Annotated in this window: 13 protein-coding genes; 6 read left to right on the top strand and 7 right to left on the bottom strand. The window is 46.6% G+C overall.

Annotation, left to right across the window (positions count from 1 at the left end):
• Positions 1 to 263: 263 nt before the first annotated feature.
• The 3 genes from NIES208_RS14330 to NIES208_RS14320 form a co-directional block, all read right to left on the bottom strand.
• Positions 264 to 869 (bottom strand): cytochrome c oxidase subunit 3, encoded by a 606-nt coding sequence (locus NIES208_RS14330; RefSeq protein WP_075893667.1) that lies wholly within the window; start codon positions 867 to 869, stop codon positions 264 to 266.
• Positions 870 to 882: 13 nt separating this feature from the next.
• Positions 883 to 2532, bottom strand: coding sequence for a cytochrome c oxidase subunit I (gene ctaD, locus NIES208_RS14325; protein ID WP_075893666.1), 1650 nt, complete (start codon positions 2530 to 2532; stop codon positions 883 to 885).
• Positions 2533 to 2602: 70 nt separating this feature from the next.
• Positions 2603 to 3595, bottom strand: coding sequence for a cytochrome c oxidase subunit II (locus NIES208_RS14320; RefSeq protein ID WP_075893665.1), 993 nt, complete (start codon positions 3593 to 3595; stop codon positions 2603 to 2605).
• A 387-nt stretch (positions 3596 to 3982) separates the two neighbouring features.
• Between NIES208_RS14320 and NIES208_RS14315 the strand changes: the two genes are divergently transcribed.
• The 3 genes from NIES208_RS14315 (at position 3983) to NIES208_RS14305 (ending at position 7519) form a co-directional block, all read left to right on the top strand.
• The gene (locus NIES208_RS14315) at positions 3983 to 4918 is read left to right on the top strand and encodes a COX15/CtaA family protein (protein ID WP_075893664.1); all 936 of its coding nucleotides are present in this window, start codon (positions 3983 to 3985) and stop codon (positions 4916 to 4918) included.
• Positions 4919 to 5120: 202 nt separating this feature from the next.
• Complete coding sequence (locus tag NIES208_RS14310) at positions 5121 to 6074, top strand: heme o synthase (RefSeq protein WP_075893663.1); 954 nt, start codon at positions 5121 to 5123, stop codon at positions 6072 to 6074.
• On the top strand, positions 6074 to 7519 hold the full coding sequence (locus tag NIES208_RS14305; RefSeq protein ID WP_075893662.1) for an aminotransferase class I/II-fold pyridoxal phosphate-dependent enzyme: 1446 nt from the start codon (positions 6074 to 6076) through the stop codon (positions 7517 to 7519). The genes NIES208_RS14310 and NIES208_RS14305 overlap by 1 nt, the downstream gene beginning before the upstream one ends.
• Here the strand turns inward: NIES208_RS14305 and NIES208_RS14300 are convergent.
• From NIES208_RS14300 to NIES208_RS14290, 3 genes are all read right to left on the bottom strand, one after another.
• Complete coding sequence (locus NIES208_RS14300; RefSeq protein WP_075893661.1) at positions 7503 to 8387, bottom strand: prohibitin family protein; 885 nt, start codon at positions 8385 to 8387, stop codon at positions 7503 to 7505. The genes NIES208_RS14305 and NIES208_RS14300 overlap by 17 nt on opposite strands.
• Positions 8388 to 8542: 155 nt before the next feature.
• Positions 8543 to 9361, bottom strand: a complete 819-nt coding sequence (locus NIES208_RS14295) for a Cof-type HAD-IIB family hydrolase (RefSeq protein WP_075893669.1) — start codon at positions 9359 to 9361, stop codon at positions 8543 to 8545.
• 69 nt (positions 9362 to 9430) lie between these two features.
• Positions 9431 to 13612 (bottom strand): PAS domain S-box protein, encoded by a 4182-nt coding sequence (locus NIES208_RS14290; RefSeq protein ID WP_084176645.1) that lies wholly within the window; start codon positions 13610 to 13612, stop codon positions 9431 to 9433.
• Here NIES208_RS14290 and NIES208_RS18705 point away from each other — a divergent pair.
• A complete protein-coding gene (locus tag NIES208_RS18705; RefSeq protein ID WP_139325075.1) occupies positions 13606 to 13800 on the top strand; it encodes a hypothetical protein in 195 nt (64 codons plus the stop codon). The two genes, NIES208_RS14290 and NIES208_RS18705, sit on opposite strands and share 7 nt — an antisense overlap.
• Here NIES208_RS18705 and dxr read toward each other — a convergent pair.
• Entirely contained in the window at positions 13775 to 14950 is a 1176-nt protein-coding gene (dxr, locus tag NIES208_RS14285; RefSeq protein ID WP_075893659.1) for a 1-deoxy-D-xylulose-5-phosphate reductoisomerase, read from the bottom strand. The genes NIES208_RS18705 and dxr overlap by 26 nt on opposite strands.
• A gap of 333 nt (positions 14951 to 15283) precedes the next feature.
• On the opposite strand from dxr, the gene ctpC reads away from it, so the two are divergent.
• A complete protein-coding gene (ctpC, locus tag NIES208_RS14275; RefSeq protein WP_075893657.1) occupies positions 15284 to 16585 on the top strand; it encodes a carboxyl-terminal processing protease CtpC in 1302 nt (433 codons plus the stop codon).
• Positions 16586 to 16936: 351 nt separating this feature from the next.
• Positions 16937 to 19948: a plasmid replication protein, CyRepA1 family gene (locus tag NIES208_RS14270; protein ID WP_075893656.1), complete on the top strand. Its 3012-nt coding sequence runs from the start codon at positions 16937 to 16939 to the stop codon at positions 19946 to 19948.
• Positions 19949 to 20197: the final 249 nt, after the last annotated feature.

The raw sequence follows: 20197 nt of genomic DNA, 5'->3' as shown, positions 1-20197 counted from the left end.
AAAATGCAAATTTTCGTTGCTTCCCCGTGTCTCTCCCTCTCCGTGTCTCCTTTTATCTAAAGAATTTTGGCTACATTCTTATCCATAACTGACGTTAATATACGATTTCTACCTCCCTAACGACATGGGCAAATAAGCGCATCTTTAGTTCGGTATTCCTACGCCAAATCATGGAGTCTATATGCCAGCAAAAAGGAGCAGCACCAGCGCCACTCCCACAATCATCATGAAATTAATTAATATTTGTCTATACTTTCAGAGCCTTAGAGTAAATAGACCAACAAGAAGAGCACAAGCCAAACCACATCAACAAAGTGCCAATATAATTCTGCCGCTTCAACTCCGAAATGGGAACTACTGCTATAGTGACCCGCTTCGCGCGATCGCCACAATACTGCGAGGGTAAAAAGTAAACCTGCGGTTACGTGTAAACCATGAAAGCCCGTGAGGACATAAAAGCAACTGCCGAAGAGATGCTCCGTGAGACCAAACTCCATGTTGGAATATTCAAAAACCTGACCGCCAAGGAACACTGCGCCCATTAGAGCCGTGAGGCCAAACCACAGTTGCAAACCTTTGACATCGTCATTTTTGATCGCACTTTGACCCTTGTGCATCACGAAACTACTACTCACTAGAATCACACTGTTAATCGTAGGAACCAGCAGCTCTAGCTCCTTGGTGAAATCTGGGACAGTGACTTTGTAGATAACGAACGCCGCAAACAGACCCATAAAGATCATTGTTTCAGCGACAAGGAAGAAAACCAAACCCAACATACGATAGTCGGCATGACCATGCTGTTCGGTCGGTGCTTCTTGATATTCTGAGGCGATCGCCCCATTCGTTGTCGTAACTGAACTTTGCATATTTTCTATCCTCCTAACCTACATTGGCCACTTCAGTGAGCATATCTTCAATATCTTCGTCGCCATCTTCCGATTCGGTATCGATACCGTACTCATAGGGTCCCGCCCAGAGGACAGGCATTTCCTCAAAGTTTTCGATTTCCGGAGGCGAAGTCGTTTGCCACTCTAGGGTAAGGGCACGCCAAGGATTACGACCGGCGACTTTTCCTTTAATTAATCCCAAAGCCATGGAGACCAAAAATGGCAAAGTAGACAACGCCAAAATATAAGAACCCCAAGTACAAATTTGGTTAATACCTTGGTACTGAGGATCATAGAGGGCAATCCGGCGGTTCATACCCTGCATACCGAGATAGTGCATCGGCAGAAAAGTCATATTAAAACCCACAAAGGTCATCACAAAATGGATTTTGCCCCAAATCTCGTCATACATTTTGCCCGTTACTTTGGGATACCAATGGTAAACGCCAGAGAACAGCGCAAAGACAGAACCACCAAACAACACATAATGAAAGTGACCCACCACAAAATAAGTATCGTGGACGTGAATATCAAAGGGAGCTGCCGCGAGCATAACGCCAGTTAAACCGCCCATGAGGAAAGAGGACAAAAAGCCAATGGCAAATAGCAATGCTGCATTGAGTTGAAGTTTGCCGCCCCAAAGAGTGGCGCACCAGCTAAAGATTTTGATGCCCGTCGGTACAGCCACAAGCATTGTCGTCGCCATAAAGAACATCCGTAACCAACCGGGAGTACCACTGGTAAACATGTGGTGTGCCCAAACAATTAAGCCCAAAAAGCTAATAGCTAAACCAGAATAGGCGATCGCCCGATACCCAAAAATCGGCTTCCGAGAGTGAACAGGCAGCACCTCAGAAATCACCCCAAAAAACGGCAACACCATGATGTACACCGCCGGGTGAGAATAAAACCAAAATAAGTGCTGATAAACAATCGGGTCACCACCACCAGTGGGATTAAAGAAAGCCGTCCCAGCCATGAGATCAAAAGACAACAAAATCAGCGCAGCAGCCAGTACCGGCGTAGAGAGCAAAATCAAGGCAGAAGTCGCCAACATTGCCCAACAGAACAGCGGCATACTGTGGATGTCCATATCAGGGATACGCATCTTAAAAATCGTGGTGACAAAATTAATCGCCCCCAAAATCGACGCAGTCCCTAAAATCAACAGACATAAAATCCATAGCTCCTCGCCCCATTTACCAGAGATGAGACTCAGCGGCGGATAAGAAGTCCAGCCCGCTTGGGGAGCACCAACAAAAAAGCTAGAGATTAATAAAATGCCACCCACAGGCTGCATCCAGAAAGCCACCGCATTCAGACGGGGAAAGGCCATATCATCCGCACCAATCATCAGTGGGATCAAGTAGTTAGCAAAGGCTGCTCCAGCAGGCACAATCCATAAAAAGATCATGATCGTGCCATGCATTGTAAACAGCTGGTTATAAACTTCCGGGCTGACAAAGTCAGGATCGGGGGTCGCGAGCTCCGTGCGTACCACTTCAGCTAATGCGCCACCAACAAAATAGAAAAGGAAAGAAGTAACAAGATACTGGATTCCAATGACTTTGTGGTCAGTACAAAAGGTGAAATAGTCAGTCCACTTGCGATCGCCACCGTGGTGAATCGTTGCGTCACTCATAGTTGATCGTAAAAATTTAAATTAACTTGAAAATTACTTAAAAGAAATAAGTTGGAGATGAAGATAAAACCTAGGGTTTTAGGGCAGACATCATATTCATTGGGGCATGGGGAATTTGCTGGAGCGTATTTTCGATAATGCCCATATCCTCAGCATAGGATTGGAGAAAATCAGTATCACTCAGCTCGCTAGGATTTAACGCCACAGATTCACCACCAGTCATTGCCACCGTTCTCTCCTGTACCCACTGGTCATAGGCCTCAGGAGATTCAACAGTCATCGTGGTTTTCATGCCACCGTGGTAAGACCCACAAAGTTCGGCACAAATAACAGGGTAAGTTCCCTCGCGATTTGCGACAAAGCTGAGTTGAGACTCTTGTCCGGGCATTACGTCTTGTTTGATGCGAAACTCCGGCAACCAAAACGCATGGATTACATCCGCAGCCTGCATATTTAGAAGAACACGACGATCTTTAGGAATATGGAGATCACCGGAAACAATCCCGGTTTCTGGATAGGTGAAGATCCAAGCATATTGCAGACCATTTACGTTTACCTTTAGAGGCTCATCGTCACCGACACCCGGAGACTTACCGATGCCAATGGCGACTTGGGAGTTGTTGGTGTCACCCATGGCAACCATGTTGTCAATTTTGTGACCACCGTGATGGTGCATTGCCATCTGGGAGCCACCGGAAACCATGGGGTCAAGACCACCCATGTTGTTGTAGATTTCAAAGCTATAGATCGCGAGGATAAAGACAATTACTGTCGGAATTGCTGTCCATACGATCTCAAGGGGAATGTTGCCTTCGATGGAGGGACCATCAGTCATATCGCCTTTTTTACGGCGGAAACGAATTAAACAAATGACTAAAACGCCTTCGATGAGGAGAAAAAGTCCAGTGGCGATGGTCATCATCAGATTAAAGAGATCATCGACATCATTGGCATCGGCGGAAGCGGCTACGGGTAGTAAGCCATGGTTTTGACCGTACCAGAGACTTACGAGGGTAATCGCAATTCCGGCAATCAATGTTGTGATGCTACTCGGAATATTCACAGGTAAAAATATTATCCTTATCAAATTATTGCTTGCTGTCTCTCACGTTAGATCAAAGGATTCGGAATGACTGCCAGTTTGTTACAAACTTCATGCTTGGATAATGACATTTAAGGAAAACCTTTGATTTCAAGGAAAGGGATCGCTCAAAAGTAATAAATATTACTGTTTTATTGAGGAAATATTTACAAAGTAAAGTTCTCTAAAATGGGCTATGTAAAGATTTTGTACAGGATGAGTTGTTCCGTGATCTGGTCTAGATGGGTTGATTAGAGTGGTTAATAAGGTCTGGCGATCTGTTGCCATTCCTTTAGTCAATGTTTTGCCACTAATACTTTTTTGAAAGTAGCTACTTTAGAAAGTGTTAAGTGTCTATGAGGAGGCTCTATGACTCAATCTCTATCATCACCAAAGTCTTTTTCGCCTGCGGCTCCACAGGTCAAGGTGTGGGTGCGTCGCTTGGTCTGGAAGATGGCGATCGCCACCTTTCTCCTCATGGCAATCGGTAGTGCAACGCGGGTGATGAATGCGGGCTTAGCTTGTCCGGACTGGCCTCTATGCTATGGGCAATTAGTGCCCACCCAGCAGATGAATTTACAGGTCTTTCTAGAGTGGTTTCACCGCCTTGATGCAGCCCTAATCGGTGTGTCGGCGATCGCCCTTGTGGGTCTATCAGTTTGGTTCCGGAATGTCTTGCCCAGTTGGTTACCTTGGGCTTCTGGTCTAGCCCTATTCCTCATCGTCTTCCAAGGCATTTTAGGGGGACTAACTGTGACAGAACTACTCCGCTTTGATATTGTGACGGCTCATTTAGGCACAGCCCTAGTTTTCTTCGTCACCCTCTTAAGTATTGGCGCTTGTTTAAGTGATTTTAACGGCAACAGTACCGCCAACAAATTGCCTTGGATTGGTTTAACAGCAGCAATTTTAATCTATATCCAAAGTTTGCTTGGTGGCTTAGTGGCATCCCAATGGGCATTACACCAATGTTTCTTCCGTGGGGACATGTGTATTGTCATGAACAGCCACATCATTGGCGTTATCCCAGCGACCCTCGCCACTCTGATCACGATTGTTGTAGCCTGGCGTACCGCAGCCTTACACCCGACCCTGCGCATCTTGGCCAATCTCGCATTAATGCTCGTCATTTCCCAAGTATTAATAGGTGTTGCCACGTTCCGCCTCCATTTGCAGGTCGCCCCCCTCACAGTCACCCACCAAGCTGTCGGTGCGGCTCTCCTCGGAACACTCACACTGTTTACTGTCTTTGCCCTACGCGATCGCCATTCCAGTAATCAATTTCCCAAATCCAAGCTTACCTAGGATTCCCATCGCCCACTGCACCAGCAGATTGATTATTTTTTTGTCGCACTAATGTCTATTTTTTGACTTTTCCCCCTCCCACCCAAATACGGCAGCTGCCATCACGACAACTGTTTACCGATTTATTGACCCACATCTAAATTTTTCTCGCTCAACATCTGAACACTGCTTTTTAGCGTATTTCCCAATAGGTATTTTTTATATGGTTGGCACAAGCCTCTCTCCTCGTCATGACAACTTTCTTGCCGTTGTCAAAAGCTACTATCAGCTCACCAAACCCCGCATTATTCCGTTACTTTTGATCACCACTGCCGCTTCCATGTGGATCGCATCAAACGGCGAAATTGACCCCATTAAATTGGTTTTGACAATGTTGGGAGGCACTTTAGCAGCGGCTTCTGCCCAAACCCTAAATTGCATCTACGACCAAGACATTGATTTTTCGATGCAGCGTACCCGTAAGCGCCCGATTCCTTCGGGTCGTGTGCAGCCGCGCCATGCGCTGATTTTTGCGGTAGTGCTGGCAGGATTGTCTTTTTCTCTCCTCGCAGTGTTTGTAAATGTCTTGAGTGCTTGTTTAGCATTCTCCGGCATTGTGTTCTACATGCTGATTTACACCCACTGGCTGAAGCGTCACCACGTCCAAAATATCGTTATTGGTGGTGCAGCGGGATCAATTCCTCCCCTCGTTGGTTGGGCTGCGGTCACGGGTCACTTGGATTGGTCAGCGTGGATTTTGTTTGCGCTCATTTTCCTTTGGACTCCTCCTCACTTCTGGGCTTTGGCACTCATGATCAAAGATGATTACGCCGAAGTTAATGTGCCGATGTTGCCTGTGGTTGAAGGTGAGCAGGTCACGGTTGACCAAATCTGGATTTACACGTTGATTACAGTGCCCTTCAGTTTATTGCTGGTTTTCCCTTTTCATTCCTCTGGCATAATCTACGCGATCGCCGCCATTTGGTTGGGTGTGATTTTCATTAAAAAAGCATGGGAACTGAAGCAAAATCCTTTCGATAAGCCCCTCGCCAAGTCGATGTTTAAATATTCAATTCTCTACATGATGTTGCTTTGCACGGCGATGGTGGTGGATAGTTTACCTGCGGTACATGATGTGACTGCGACGGTGACGACAATTTTGGCATCCCTTGGCTAATGACCCCTCTGTTTTCTAAACTTCTCGAACTTTCCCAGAAAAAACACGCCCCTTTTTATGCCCCCGGTCACAAGCTCGGTCGGGGGATTTTTCATGGCTTAACGTCGGCTTGGGGCACAGCTATTTTTCGGGCGGATTTACCGGAATTGCCGGATCTCGATAATCTTTTTGCACCGGAAGGAGTGATCGAGGAAGCTCAAGATCTGGCGGCGCAAACCTTTGGGGCGGATCGCACCTGCTTTTTAGTGAATGGTTCCACCTGTGGCCTGATCGCGTCTATCCTCGCAACGGTCGGTGATGGGGAGAAAATCCTCTTGCCTCGCAATATCCATCAATCGGCGATCGCCGGACTGATCCATTCGGGGGCGATGCCTGTATTTGTCGATCCGCCCTACGATCCCCAGTGGGATTTAAATTATGGTTTAACGCCGGACGCTGTTGCCGAAGCCCTGAAACTTCACCCGGATATTCAGGCCGTTGTAATCCTGTCGCCCACCTATCAGGGAGTCTGTCCAGATGTCGGGGCGATCGCCGAGATTACCCACACTAGAAATGTGCCGTTAATTGTTGATGAAGCCCACGGTAGCCATTTTAAATTTCACCCAGATTTACCGCCCACAGCTCTAGAGTTGGGAGCCGATCTAGTAATTCAATCGACCCACAAAACCCTTGGCGCGATGACCCAAGCATCCATGTTGCATGTACAGGGTTCACGTATTAGTCATCAGAAAATTAGCCGAGCTTTGCAATTAGTCGAATCCACCAGCCCCAGTTATTTACTCCTCGCCTCCCTTGATGCCGCCCGTGAACAAATGGCAACGGATGGCAAAAGCCTATGGGGCGAAACTCTAGAGTTAACTAATTTTGCCCGACAAGAATTGAAAAAAATCTCCGGCATTAAAGTTTTTGATTTTAAGCATCAATCAGGTTTTAAATACTTTGATACGACGCGCCTCACCATTGATGTCACAAATTTAGGTTTTACGGGGTACGAAGCCGATGAAATTCTCCATAAAGAATTAAACGTAACTTGCGAATTACCTCTAGAGAAAACCCTTACTTTTATTTTGACCTTTGGCAATACCAAAGCTGATATTAATCAACTAATTGATGCAGTTAAAAAGTTGGGCGATCGCCCCCCATCCCAACCATACCAACCGAAAACCAACCCCCACAAACAACAAACCATTCATCACTTACCTAAACTCACACCAAGACAAGCATTTTATACCGATAATTTTGCCATCCCCCTAGAAAAAAGTAGCGGCAAAACCTGTGGCGAATTAATCTGTCCCTACCCACCCGGTATTCCAATTTTAATGCCCGGCGAAATCATCACAAAAGACAAACTCACCAGGCTACAAAACACACTAAATTTAGGCGGCATTATTACAGGAATAACTGACCCCACCTTAAAAAATATTCAGATTATTGATCACGATTAAGTTGATTAATATCAAGAACCAAAGGTAACGATTCACCACTCCCCATATTAAGAATTGTCGGCATTTGACTACCACCCTTTTCCCAAGCTTTAATCATTTCATATTGATTTTCTAATTCTTGGCGTTTAAGGGATAGCTCACCACCATCACCCTGTAGCGCTTGGGCTAATAACTTTTGGGCTTGGGCTTGTCCTTCTGCTTTCGCCACTGTTGCTTCCGCAACCTTTTTAGCTTCCTCTAGTTTATAGATAGCTTCTTGGGCTTTTTGTTGGGCAATTTCCTTTTGTTCGAGGGCATCAATCACGCCTTGGGCAAAGTCTAAATCCTGTACCTGCACACGCTTTGGCGCAATTTGTGGGTAGCCTTCTAATGCCGAAAAAACCGCTTCTTCAATTTCATTATCAATGCGTTCGCGCTCGGCGATTGTCTTCTGCAAATTTCGTCTCACTAAGACACCTTTTGCTTCTGTTTGAACAATATTACTGAGAAAGTTTGCTTGGAAATTACCAATTGTTTTGTAATTTATATAAAAGTCTACTGCTTCCGTTGGCTTCAGAGAATAGGTTAACTGAGTATCAAGGAAAATATTATTACCCTCACTAGAACTACCATCTAAATCCTCTAAAACAAGGGATTGCTGCTGGATACTCAATGTGGCAACTTCTGTAATAAATGGTAGCTTCACATGAAAGCCTTCCGGCAGATAGTTTGGATTGGTTTTTCCGAGAACAATTTTAACGCCAACATTTCCCGGCTTGACAATTGCAAAACTGTTTAAAAGACCAATAGCTCCGGCAAAAAGAATTGCCCATCCCAATACAATCCAACCTGTATTTTGACGGAGACTTTTTAGGATGATATTAGCCATTTTCTTCACTCAATAAACTAAAGCATTGTTTCCTTGAGGTTAGCATTATGTCCTAATGGTTTTGATCGTGACTTAATCTAGCTAAATATTGCTTTATACTTCACAATCTTTGGGCTGAACGTAAAAGTCGAAAAAGCTGATTTTTATCGATAGTTTTATAGATTAAAGTGGGCGATCGCCTGTGCCACTCCATCTTCTTCTACGGTACTTGTGACGTAATTAGCGCAATGTTTTACTGGTTCTGGTGCGTTACCCATGGCAATACCTAATCCGGCATATTGCAACATTTCTCTATCATTAAAGTTGTCGCCGATCGCCATTATATTTTCTGGTTTTAAGCCTAAAATAGTCTCGGTTAAAAACTTTACTGCCTGACCTTTTGTTGCGGTGGGACAGGTGAATTCGACGTAAACTTCCGTAGATTGGGTACAGTAAACATCTTGGGTTGTGTAGCGTTTTTGTACTTCTGACAAAAGTTTTTTCGGAATGTCTTCATAGTGACAAACCGCGAGGATTTTTGTGGGAGCAAGATAAATTATTTCCCGCAAATCTGTGAGGACATTGGCTTTACAGCCAGTCCTTTTTTCGTAGGCGTTTGTCTGTTCATTTATTTCTGAAACGTACAGTTCATCGTCGTGATAAACGTGGAGATGCATGGTTGATTTCCATGGCTCTGCGGTTAAATAATTTAAAATTTCCACACCCAGTTTTGCGGGCACGGAAAGGCGACGATGGAGCTTTTGAGTAATGGGATCTTGGATCCAAGCGCCGTTGTAGGCAATGATCGGTAAATCTGAGGCGATCGCCTGATGGAAGCGTCGAGCTGAACGAAACATCCGACCGGTGGCGATGGCGACCCGGATGCCGCGCTGCTGAATCCCTCGAATAGCCTCAACGACAGATGGGGTTACTTGGTTGTGGGAGCCGGAAATTGTGCCGTCAATATCGAGCACGAGTAGGCGAATATCTTCCATGGGATAGGGAATGCTTGCTGGCTTTAAAGTTCCAGAATAAGGGGCGATCGCCAATTCGTGGTATTCAGTTCAAGTGCGTTGAGCAAAGAGATTTTGCATATGCTCAATCAAAGCCTTGAGACGAAATGGTTTCGCCAAATAAAGATTTGCACCTGCCTCCAAACAACGTTGATGATCGGTTTCCATGGCAAGAGCAGTTAAGGCAATAATCGGTAACTTCTCAGCCGAAAATTTTTCACGAATCAGGCGCATCGCATCTAAACCATTTAGCTCTGGCATTTGAATATCCATCAAAATCAAATCTGGTTGCTCAGATGCATTGAGGGCTACTGCTTCGCGACCGTTAACCGCGCGGATGAGACGGTATCCTCTGCCTTCTAAATAGTCCCAAATTGTTTCGATATTGTCGTCATCGTCATCGGCAATTAAAACGAAGGGGCGATCGCCATTTGTCGTAACTGCTTGTTGAATTGCCGTTGGTTTACTAGGCGTTAACGGTGGTTGCTCTGTCACAGGTTGGCAAGTTTGCGGTGGCGGTGACCACGGTAAATGAAGGGAAAATTCGCTACCCATTCCCAGACGACTCGATACAGACACGGAGCCACTATGAAGTTCTGCAATTTGCTTCACCAAAGCCAATCCTAAACCCGTTCCCGCAAAACGTCTTGTCAGACTACTATCAAGCTGGACGAAAGGCTGAAAAAGTTGGTCTAGTTTGTCCTCAGCAATGCCAATGCCATTGTCCCGCACGTGGATACTCACCACATTCTCCGCCCCATTCAGCTCAAGTCGCAGCCTGATTGCGCCATCTGTTGGTGTGAACTTAATGGCATTACCAAGCAAATTTAGTAAAGCTTGCCGCAACCGTAACTGATCCGCCTGAACCACGGGCGATCCTTCGGGTAAATGTAGGTGAATGTCGATATTTTTTTTATTAGCCTGATGGCGAATCAGCGCTACACTGCTCTGACAAATTTGCTTTAGGTCAACGGCAACGGGGTGAAAAACCATTTGACCCGCTTCAATTTTGGCGAGGTTAAGTACATCGTTAATGAGCTCTAATAGATGCTGTCCATTGCGTTCAATGGTATTTAGGGAATGCTGCTGCCGCTCATTCATTTGGCCATAGGTGCCGTCGCCGAGCACCTCGGTCAATCCCAAAATTGCGTTAAGGGGAGTTCGAAGTTCATGGCTCATATTGGCTAAAAATTCATCCTTCAGTTGCGTCGCCTGCTCCAATTCTTCGTTAGTACGCCGCAATTCCTGTTCAGCCCGCTTGCGGTCGTCGATATCCGTTACCCGCACTAAATTTACCCGGCGATCGCCCACAGTGACTCGTTTCACGGCCAGGTTCCCCCAAAATACCCGTCCCGATTTCGTTACGTACTGTACTTCCCGGCTCCATGCCCCTGTTTGATTAATCTCTACGGCGATCGCCGCCAACTCCTCCGCTGTAAATTGTTGCGCTTGGAGAATATGACCCTCAATATCAATCAACTCCGACTTTGCGTCCCGCTCAAACATCGCCACCGCTTTTTTATTACAGTCAAACGTCCGCAATGTGTCCATATCGACTAGGAAAAGAGCATCCGCCGACTCCTCAAAAATCGCTTCCAGTAAACTTTGACTCCGGAGAATTTCTTGCTCTGCCGCCCGCCGTTCCGTCACATCAGTGATCATGCCGAGGGCTCCGATAAATTCTCCTTTGTCATTTAACAGCGCATTGGTGGCAACCATTGCCCACACCTCTTCACCATTGCGGCTGCGGAAACAAAAATCATGCTCTTCTGCAATGCCCTGTTGACGGCACTGGAAACTATGCTGGGCATCTTCTACATGTTCTGGCGCTATAAAATCAAACAACGATTTCCCATACATCTCATCAGCCTCATAGCCCAGCATCTTGGCCATTTGCGGGTTGACATAATCAGTTTTAGCCCCAGCATTGATCACCCAAATTCCCTCCTGGGCTGTTTCAACAATTTGCTGATAAAGCCGATCCTGTTGCTGTTGCTGTTGCTCCGCTGCCTTACGCTTCGAAATATCTCGAAGTACACCAATAAACCGCTCTGGGCTACCGTGATAATCGCCATGCAAGATGCCGCGATCATGCATCCAGAGATAATGACCATCACGATGACGAAAACGATATTCAAGCTCAAACAGTCTGTCCCCTTGGGCAGCCCGCTCAAATTCGGCTTTAACAGCGTCTAAATCCTCAGGATGTACCCGCCCGAACCAGCTACTTTCGGCATCCATGCCTATCTCTTCGGGGGAGTAGCCTAAAATCCTTTCGTAGTCTCCCTTCCAATTCAAAATATCTTGGGGTAAATAGTGATCGTAGGTGACTTCTCCTAGGGCTGTAATCAGGAGTTGATCGCGCAACACAAGGGCGGCATTCATCTCTTCGGAGCGTTTACGCTGGGAAATATCTTCGAAAATAATGATGTAGTAGGGTTCTTCCGGGGGCGCAGGTTGCACTTGGGACAGGGTGAGTTTTACCCAAATTTCTCGCCCTAGGTTTTGGTAAATACGGGTTTCATGTTGGACAAATCCGGTTTCTTGTACCTCGACAAACATCTGGCGATCGCCCACAATTTCCGTTGTTGGGGTGATACTCCAGTAAGATTCCCCCACAAAATCTGCCGGGGCAGCCCCAATCATTTTGGCAAGGGTTTGATTTACCTCCGTAAAGCACAAAGCCAGATCTAGTTTGGCAATGCCGACCCCAGCCTGTTCAAAAATTTCTCGAAACTTAGTTGCACTTGTTTGTAGTTGTACCTGCTGGGCTTGACGTTCTGCACTGACATAAAACATTTCACCGATAAGGCGCAGAGCATGGGCTTCTTGTTCATTAAACAGGGGCGCATTTTCTGTTCCCTGGGCGAGACATAAAACAGCCCAAGGAGCTTGGTTATCTTGGAGAATGGGAATCGCTAATAGTCGCTTTAACCCGGCAAAATCCATACGATGTTCTAGTTCGAGCGCTTCGTTTGGCAAGAGACTAGGATCGTTAATGAGAATATCTTGATTCCCCATGACTCGCTGCATCCACCAACTTTTGGGGGTAATATCGAGGTTTTCAAAGACCGGGGCAAGGGATGGTTTGCTGGCATCATGACACCATTCATTGACGATGCGAGCTCCCTCTTTGGGTAAGCTATGGCAGATTAAACAGGAGTAGTCGCTGCCAAAGGCATGGCCAAGGTATGCCAAAATTTTGTCAAAGTCTAAGTTTAGACTCTTCAGCAAATTTTGCAAGGTGTGGATCACGATGCTCTGTAGGCGACGACTGTGTACTAATTCTTGTTCTGCTTGTTTGCGTTCACTTTCGTCGAGAATAATGCCGTCCCAAATGACTTCACCATTGGGATATTGGCGGGGCTCAGAAATGCCTTTCAGCCACTTGATTTGACCGGAGGGTAAACGAATACGCCATTCCTGGGTCCATTTTGAAAGGGTCTCGGCAGACTGGTTCACAACGTCTAGTATGGCTGGGAGATCACTGGCAGGATAAGTCAGGGAAAAAATCGTCTGAATATCGGCGATCGCCGCGTCGCGGGTCACTCCAAAAATGTCTTCGACATAATCATTGGTATAGCGGAGTTCAAAACGGCCATCGACCCGCCGCACAAACTGGTAGATCATGCCGGGAATATTGCCGGAAAGTTTCTGAAACCGTTCGAGTGATTGCAGCAGTTCTGGTTTACTAATGGGCGGGGAGTCTAGAGCGTTTGCGTTTTTAGTGCCTGTCGATGTGGCGATCGCCTCCCCACAGACTTGGGTCACTGCCTTGGATGCCGCTAAATCGGTTTGGGCTTGCTGGAGGGCTTGGCGAAGGGATTCCTGTTCGGAAATATCCAGCCAAGATCCCAAAATCACCGTTTCCTGTTCCCGCTGTATGACTCGGATATCATCGCGGAGCCAGCAATACTCACCGGATTTGTGACGGACTCGATAACGTAAAGATGTCAGTTCGCCAACTTTTAGGTGATCTAAAGCCATGGCGATCGCCCCACGGTCATCGGGGTGTACCAGTGCCAACCAATCAAACTGCGCCTCAAGGAATATCGTTGCGGCATAGCCCAGCAAATTTTCGAGATTATCACTCACAAAGGTGAAATTTGTGCCTTTTACCCTAGCAAGCTTTTCATAGGCAACTAACGGACGATGCTTAAACATTGCCTCAATGGCTTGAACATTCGCCTCCGTTATCAGTGGCCGCGGGTGACTGGATACAAGAAATGCCATGGGACAAACGTCCAGAGAAACAATGGAAAATTGCTTCCATCGTAAACCGTTGTCCTCAGGATTTGGGTCAGGATTTGGGGTTGATTAAATGTCGATCAGATATTCCGTGGCGATCGCCTCACCGCCATTCTGCCGTTAATCGCCTAGCCCAAACCCACAGCACTAAATCAACTGGGGCTGGAGGTTGAGCACTTCCTGTCTCGCCCACTGATCTGCATGCAAAATATCCGCCAATGCAGGAGTCGCTTGATTATCTTTTTCGTGGCGATCGCAAACCTTTTCGATCAGGCGGGGAATATCAAGAAACTCAATTTTTTCCTCTAGGAAAAGCGCCACAGCCTGCTCATTGGCCGCATTCAGTACCGCAGGCATCGATCCCGCCGCACGACCCGCAGCATAGGCCAGATTCATACAAGGATATTTTTCGTGATCAGGTTCCCGGAAGGTCAAATCTCCCGCCTTTACGAGATCAAACGTTTCCCAGTCCGTATAAATGCGCTCCGGATAAGACAAAGCATAAAGCAACGGCAAACGCATATCCGGCCAACCCAACTGCGCCAATACCGATGTGTCTTGCACCTCAATCAGAGAGTGAATAATACTTTGGGGATGCACCACAATATCAATATCATCGTAATCCTTGCCAAAAAGATAATGGGCTTCAATCACCTCTAGACCCTTATTCATCAGAGTTGCCGAATCGATGGTGATTTTTTGACCCATCGACCAATTGGGGTGCTTCAGAGCATCTTTAACTGTAACCGTTTTTAATTTTTCAACAGGCAAATCCCGAAACGCTCCACCAGAAGCCGTGAGAATAATCCGTCGCAAACCGCCTTCAGGAACTCCTTGCAAACATTGAAAAATAGCCGAATGCTCCGAATCTGCGGGCAACAGTTTAACACCATGCTTTTCAATGAGGGGTAAAACAACGGGGCCACCAGCAATAAGGGTTTCTTTATTTGCTAACGCAATATCTTTACCTGCTTCAATGGCGGCAATGGTGGGCAACAATCCGGCACAACCAACGATGCCCGTCACCACACTTTCCGCATCGCCATAACGAGCCACTTCGGCGATCGCCTCTTTTCCCCCAATCACCTGCACCCGGGGAAAATCTTTAATGAGCGCCTTGAGCTCCGGCAATAAACGTTCATCATGGGTTGCAACGATCTCCGGCTCAAACTCAGCCACCTGCGCCGCCAACAGCTGAATATTGCGCCCTGCCGCCAGACCAACAACGCGAAACCGATCAGGGTGGGATCGCACAATATCGAGGGTTTGTGTGCCGATAGATCCCGTAGAACCCAAAATAGAAATTGCTTTGGCGTTGGTCATGATCGTTACTATTACTTACCCATCTGTTGCCAAACATCATCTCATTAAGGGGTTAACTTTTACCAGAGACCAACGACCAGAGATGCACCTGTCTAGCCTTCCTTTGCCCCAGACTTCCTGAAATCCCCCTCAAAATGAGAATGAGTTAAAAACGTCCTTAAAATTTTGGCGATCGTGCCAGTTGACCCTCCCGATTTCCGAAAGACTGCATTAGCATAGACAAAGAGACTACGAACGCAAATAAATAATCGCCCCTTACCCAAGGCCATCATATTTGTGGGATCATCTCCTAGATTTAACCCCAACCCTTGATTTTTTAATCATCCCAGTTTCATGTCTAACTACAAACCCTTTGTACTTGGTGCAACAGCTCTTGTTCTGACAGCAGTGACCGTCACAGGGGCGGGAATGCACTATTCCCAGAGCAAAGCCTACATCAGAAATAGTCCAAAGGAAGTAGTGGACGAAGTTTGGTTTGTCATTAACAAAGAATACGTTGATGCCACCTTTAACCAAAACGACTGGCGACGCGTCCGCAAAGAATATCTCGAAAAAGACTATAGCAACCAAGAGGAAGCCTATGATGCCATTCGAGACATGCTGGCATTGCTAGATGACCCCTATACTCGCTTCATGCCGCCCCAGGATTTCGAGAATATGCAAATCGATACCTCCGGTGAGCTGACGGGGGTCGGCATTCAAATTAGTAAAGACAAAGAAACCGACGAAGTTGTGGTCATCGCTCCCATTGAGGAAACACCAGCCTTTGAAGCAGGCATCATCTCCCAAGACAAAATCGTTGCCGTTGACGGTACACCCACTGACGGTATGGAGCTAAACGATGTCGTCAATATGATTCGCGGTAAACGCGGCACCGAAGTTATTTTGACGATCCGCCGCAACGAAGAAATTTTAGAGTTTTCCATTGTCCGCGAAATCATTCAAATTCATCCAGTCAAAGCGAGTATCGACACCAATGCCATTGGTGATATTGGCTATATTCGTTTGACACAATTTAGCGGTCAGGCAACTAGCGAAATGCGTGAGGCGATCGAAGATTTTGAAGCGCAAAATGTTGACGGCTACATCTTAGATCTACGCTCAAACCCCGGCGGTTTGCTTTATGCAAGTATTGATATTGCTCAAATGTGGCTCAATGGAGGTGGCATTGTTTCGACCGTTAACCGAGTGGGGGAAGTGGATCGCCAAGAAGCCAAAGCGAAGGCGATTACTGATAAACCCCTTGTGGTACTGGTCGATGGCGGCTCTGCTAGTGCTAGCGAAATTCTTTCGGGGGCGTTGCAGGATAATGACCGGGCTGTCCTTGTGGGTACTCAAACTTTTGGGAAAGGTTTAGTGCAGTCGGTTCGTCGCCTTGGGGATGATTCTGGTGTGGCTGTCACTATTGCGAAGTATCTCACCCCCTCTGGTCGCGATATTAATAAAGAGGGTATTGTTCCTGATTTTGTTGTGGAGCTAGAGGAGGAAATGCGTGAACAACTCCAGGCAGACCGCACTAAGATTGGCACAATGGCGGATCCTCAGTACTCCAAAGCTGTTGAGTTACTTAAGGAACAGTTGGTAACGGGAAAACTGCCCATCCCCACTGCTAGTGAGGCTGATCAAAACAGCTAGACCTAGACTCTAGGTAGTTGATAAAAAACTTGATTTTATTTTTGATTGGGCGATCGCCGGATTAGGGTAAACTAATTTTCCCCGGAAGCTTCGGTGCTTAAAGTTGATGAACTTGATTGGAAAAGTTAAGACGGGTAACGGGCTTTTTTGGGGCAGGTCAGACGCAAAACACCACAATGGTTATTGCGCCCCCTATTCCCTCCGGAAAAGATAAAATCTTCCTCAAAAAAAGACTTGCACACTACATATAGGGTGAGGTATTGTTAAGTACCCCAGATATGGAGCAAGGTTCGCTTGGTAGATCACGTTCAGGAATGGCAAAGTAGTTGTGTTGATGACGGTGTCATCAATATGAATGTTGTTGCTTTAGAGGGCGATCGCCCTCTGGATTATTTACTGTACTCAGATGACCTGCCTCGTCGTAATGATGGGCGTTTGGGGGAAGGATATTTACAGAAGTATCAACATACAGAAGCCGGTGGTTGGTGGTGTTCTGGGGTTGATTTGCTTACGGGGGGCGCTGATCTATGGGGTTGTTTTAAACCGGAACAGCCGCGCATTGGTGGTGCTAAGGGCAAGCCGATTAAGTATGAGCACCCCCCCAAAGTCAGTACGGGACTATTTGCCTTACGGGTACCGCCCCATATTTGGCAGTTAATCGCAACGCGCTATCAGGTGGCATTCAGTGAGGATGCCTGGGATAGTTCCCAGCCCGATGGTGGTTTTTGGCAGTGGCTTAAAGAACATACGGAAATTCCCCTTGTGATCACCGAAGGGGCGAAGAAAGCAGGAGCTTTGTTAAGTGCGGGTTATGCGGCGATCGCCCTACCGGGTATTTATGGTGCAGTTCGTACTCCGAAAGATGCAACGGGGCAGCGCCTTGGGCGATCGCGATTAATTCCCCAGATCAAAAAACTAGTGGAAGGGCAGCGCAAAATTTTCATTGCCTTTGACCAAGATCAAAAACCCCGTACCATCAAAGCAGTTAACGCAGCGATTCGGAAAACGGGTTATCTCCTCAAAAAACAAGGCTGTGACGTTGCCGTAATCACTTGGGACAGTCAGTTAGGCAAAGGCGTTGATGATCTCATTGCCCACCATGGTCAAGACAAATTTAACCAGCTCTATCAGCAAGCCCCATCCCTAGAGCTGTGGAAAGCGAGGGATCTCAATCAACTCACTTACAACCGCCACCACGAGCAAAACCAGCGGTATCTCGGAGAGATTGTTGCCCCAGAAACCGCCAAAATCGTTGCGATCAAATCTCCCAAAGGCACAGGGAAAACCCGCCAACTCGAAACCGTCGTCGCCCGGGCGATCGCCCGCCAACAAAAAGTTTTAGTCATCGGACACCGCATCCGTCTAGTCGAGGAGCTATGCCAAAGATTCGGTTTAGATTACATTCGTGATTTACCAGCAGACAAAGGCAGAACAACAGAGCCAAGCTTAAAAACCAAAGGTTATGGCCTCTGTATCGATTCCCTCCACGAAAAATCCCAAGCCCATTTTAATCCCCACCAATGGTCAGACGCGCTCATTGTCATTGACGAAGTTGAGCAAGTGCTGTGGCATGGCCTCAACTCCAGTACCTGCCGGGATTATCGGGTCAACATTCTGCAAACCTTTAAAACCCTTATCCAAAACGTCTTTGAAGGGGAAGGGCAAATTTATATTAGTGATGCCGATCTAAGTAATGTATCGGTTGATTATCTGCGCAGCCTCGGTGGTCAAGAAGTGACTCCCTTTGTCATCGAAAACACTTGGCAGGCGGACAAAAAGAGTGGCTACACCCTAAATCACTACAACGAGGGTACGCCCAAGCGACTTATTAAGGATTTAGAAGAGCACATTAAAGCAGGTGGTAAGCCCTTTGTCTGTCTCTCGGCCCAAAAGCTAAAAAGTCAATGGGGGACATCGACCCTAGAGCTATATCTCCAAAATCAATTTCCCCAGCTCCGTATTTTGCGTATTGACTCGGAAACCCTCGCCGATGCGAAACACCGGGCCTATGGCTGTATGACGAATCTCAATGAGGTTGTAACTGAGTATGATGTTGTTTTGGCGAGTCCAGCGGTAGAAACAGGTATTAGCTTAGATCTCAAGGGTCACTTTACGTCTGTGTGGGCGATCGCCCAAGGGATACAAACAGTCAATTCAGTCTGTCAAGCCCTGAGCCGTGTCCGGGAAAATATTCCCCGTTATCTATGGGTCGCGAAATATGGGTTTAACAAAATTGGCAATGGCTCCACTTCCATTCCCTCTTTACTGCACTCCAGCCAAAAACTGACCCAAACAAATATTCGTCTATTGCAACAATCTGACTTTGCCGCCCTAGAGGATCTTGACACCCAGTTTCAGGCCGAATCATTACTATGCTGGGCAAAATTTGCTGTGCGCATCAATGCAGGTATGGTGAATTACCGTGAGGCTGTTTTAGCGCACCTCACCAGTGAAGGTCACAATCTTGTGCCAGCGATAGAAGCAGCAGCAAAATCAAAGAAAAAAACCACAAAGAAAAAAGCGAAACCAGAGGCAAGTCAACTTACTATTGCCCTCAATTCTATTCGCGAGACCAGCTACCTAGCCGAATGTCAGGCGATCGCCCAAGCTAGTCCCCTCAGTAAAACGCGCTACCTAGCCCTCAAAAAGAAACTCGTTAAAACACCAAAAGAACGTTATCAACTGCGCAAGTACGAACTACAGAAACGCTACAACATTCCAGTCACGACAGAGTTAGTTAACCGCGACAGCGACGGCTGGTATAGAAAGCTGCGTTGCCATTATTTTGCCACCCTCGGTCGTCCCTATTTGGCGGATCGCGATGCCCTCATTGCCAAACATCTAATGCAACAGGGTAATGGACAAATTTTCCAACCAGATTTTAATCACTCTCAGTTGGGTGCCATCATTGGCACTATCGAAATTCTAGGGATCCATGATTTACTGCATCAACCCCAAAAAGAACTTCATAATCTTGATCCGAATATGCAGCACATGGCGGCGATCGCCCTAGAAAACCGTCAGGCAATCAAAACCACAGTAGGCATTGGCTTAGCGAAAAACTCAACCCCAATGATGATCCTGAAGCGATTTTTAGAGCTGATAGGTTTGGATTTAGCTTACCTAAAAATGCGGAGTATTCAGAAAAAACGAACTCGTATTTATCAGATTATGGCTCCCGATGATGGGCGACAAACGGTATTCCAACATTGGTTACAGGTGGATCAGAAATGTCCCGGCACATCTGCGTTCTGGCAGGAAGATTGTCAGCAATATCTCCAGCAGCTCCAGAAAACTCGCACTGAAAAAACATCAAATTATAAACAGCTCACTTTTGATTTACCGACGGAAGAAGCATCTTAAAGACGGGACGAGATTGATTAGCGCAGCAACAAGAGAAATAATAGTTTTCTCAGTTAGCCTAAAGCATAGTAGGATCCCCCTAAATCCCCCTTTGTAAGGGGGACTTGAGCTTTTCGGTTGTCTCATAATTACCTGAGCTGACGATCAATCTTCCCTCAAACAACTTTGCTATCAAAATATTTGGCTTTTTAGATTTGGAGGCAAAACCATCGTGAACAATGCTATCTTTTCGCGACTCTATTTCGTGTG

Source organism: [Limnothrix rosea] IAM M-220, assembly GCF_001904615.1.
Taxonomy (GTDB): domain Bacteria; phylum Cyanobacteriota; class Cyanobacteriia; order Cyanobacteriales; family MRBY01; genus MRBY01.
Note: the sequence above shows the minus strand (reverse complement) of the source record. Positions and strands in the feature narration are given on the sequence as shown.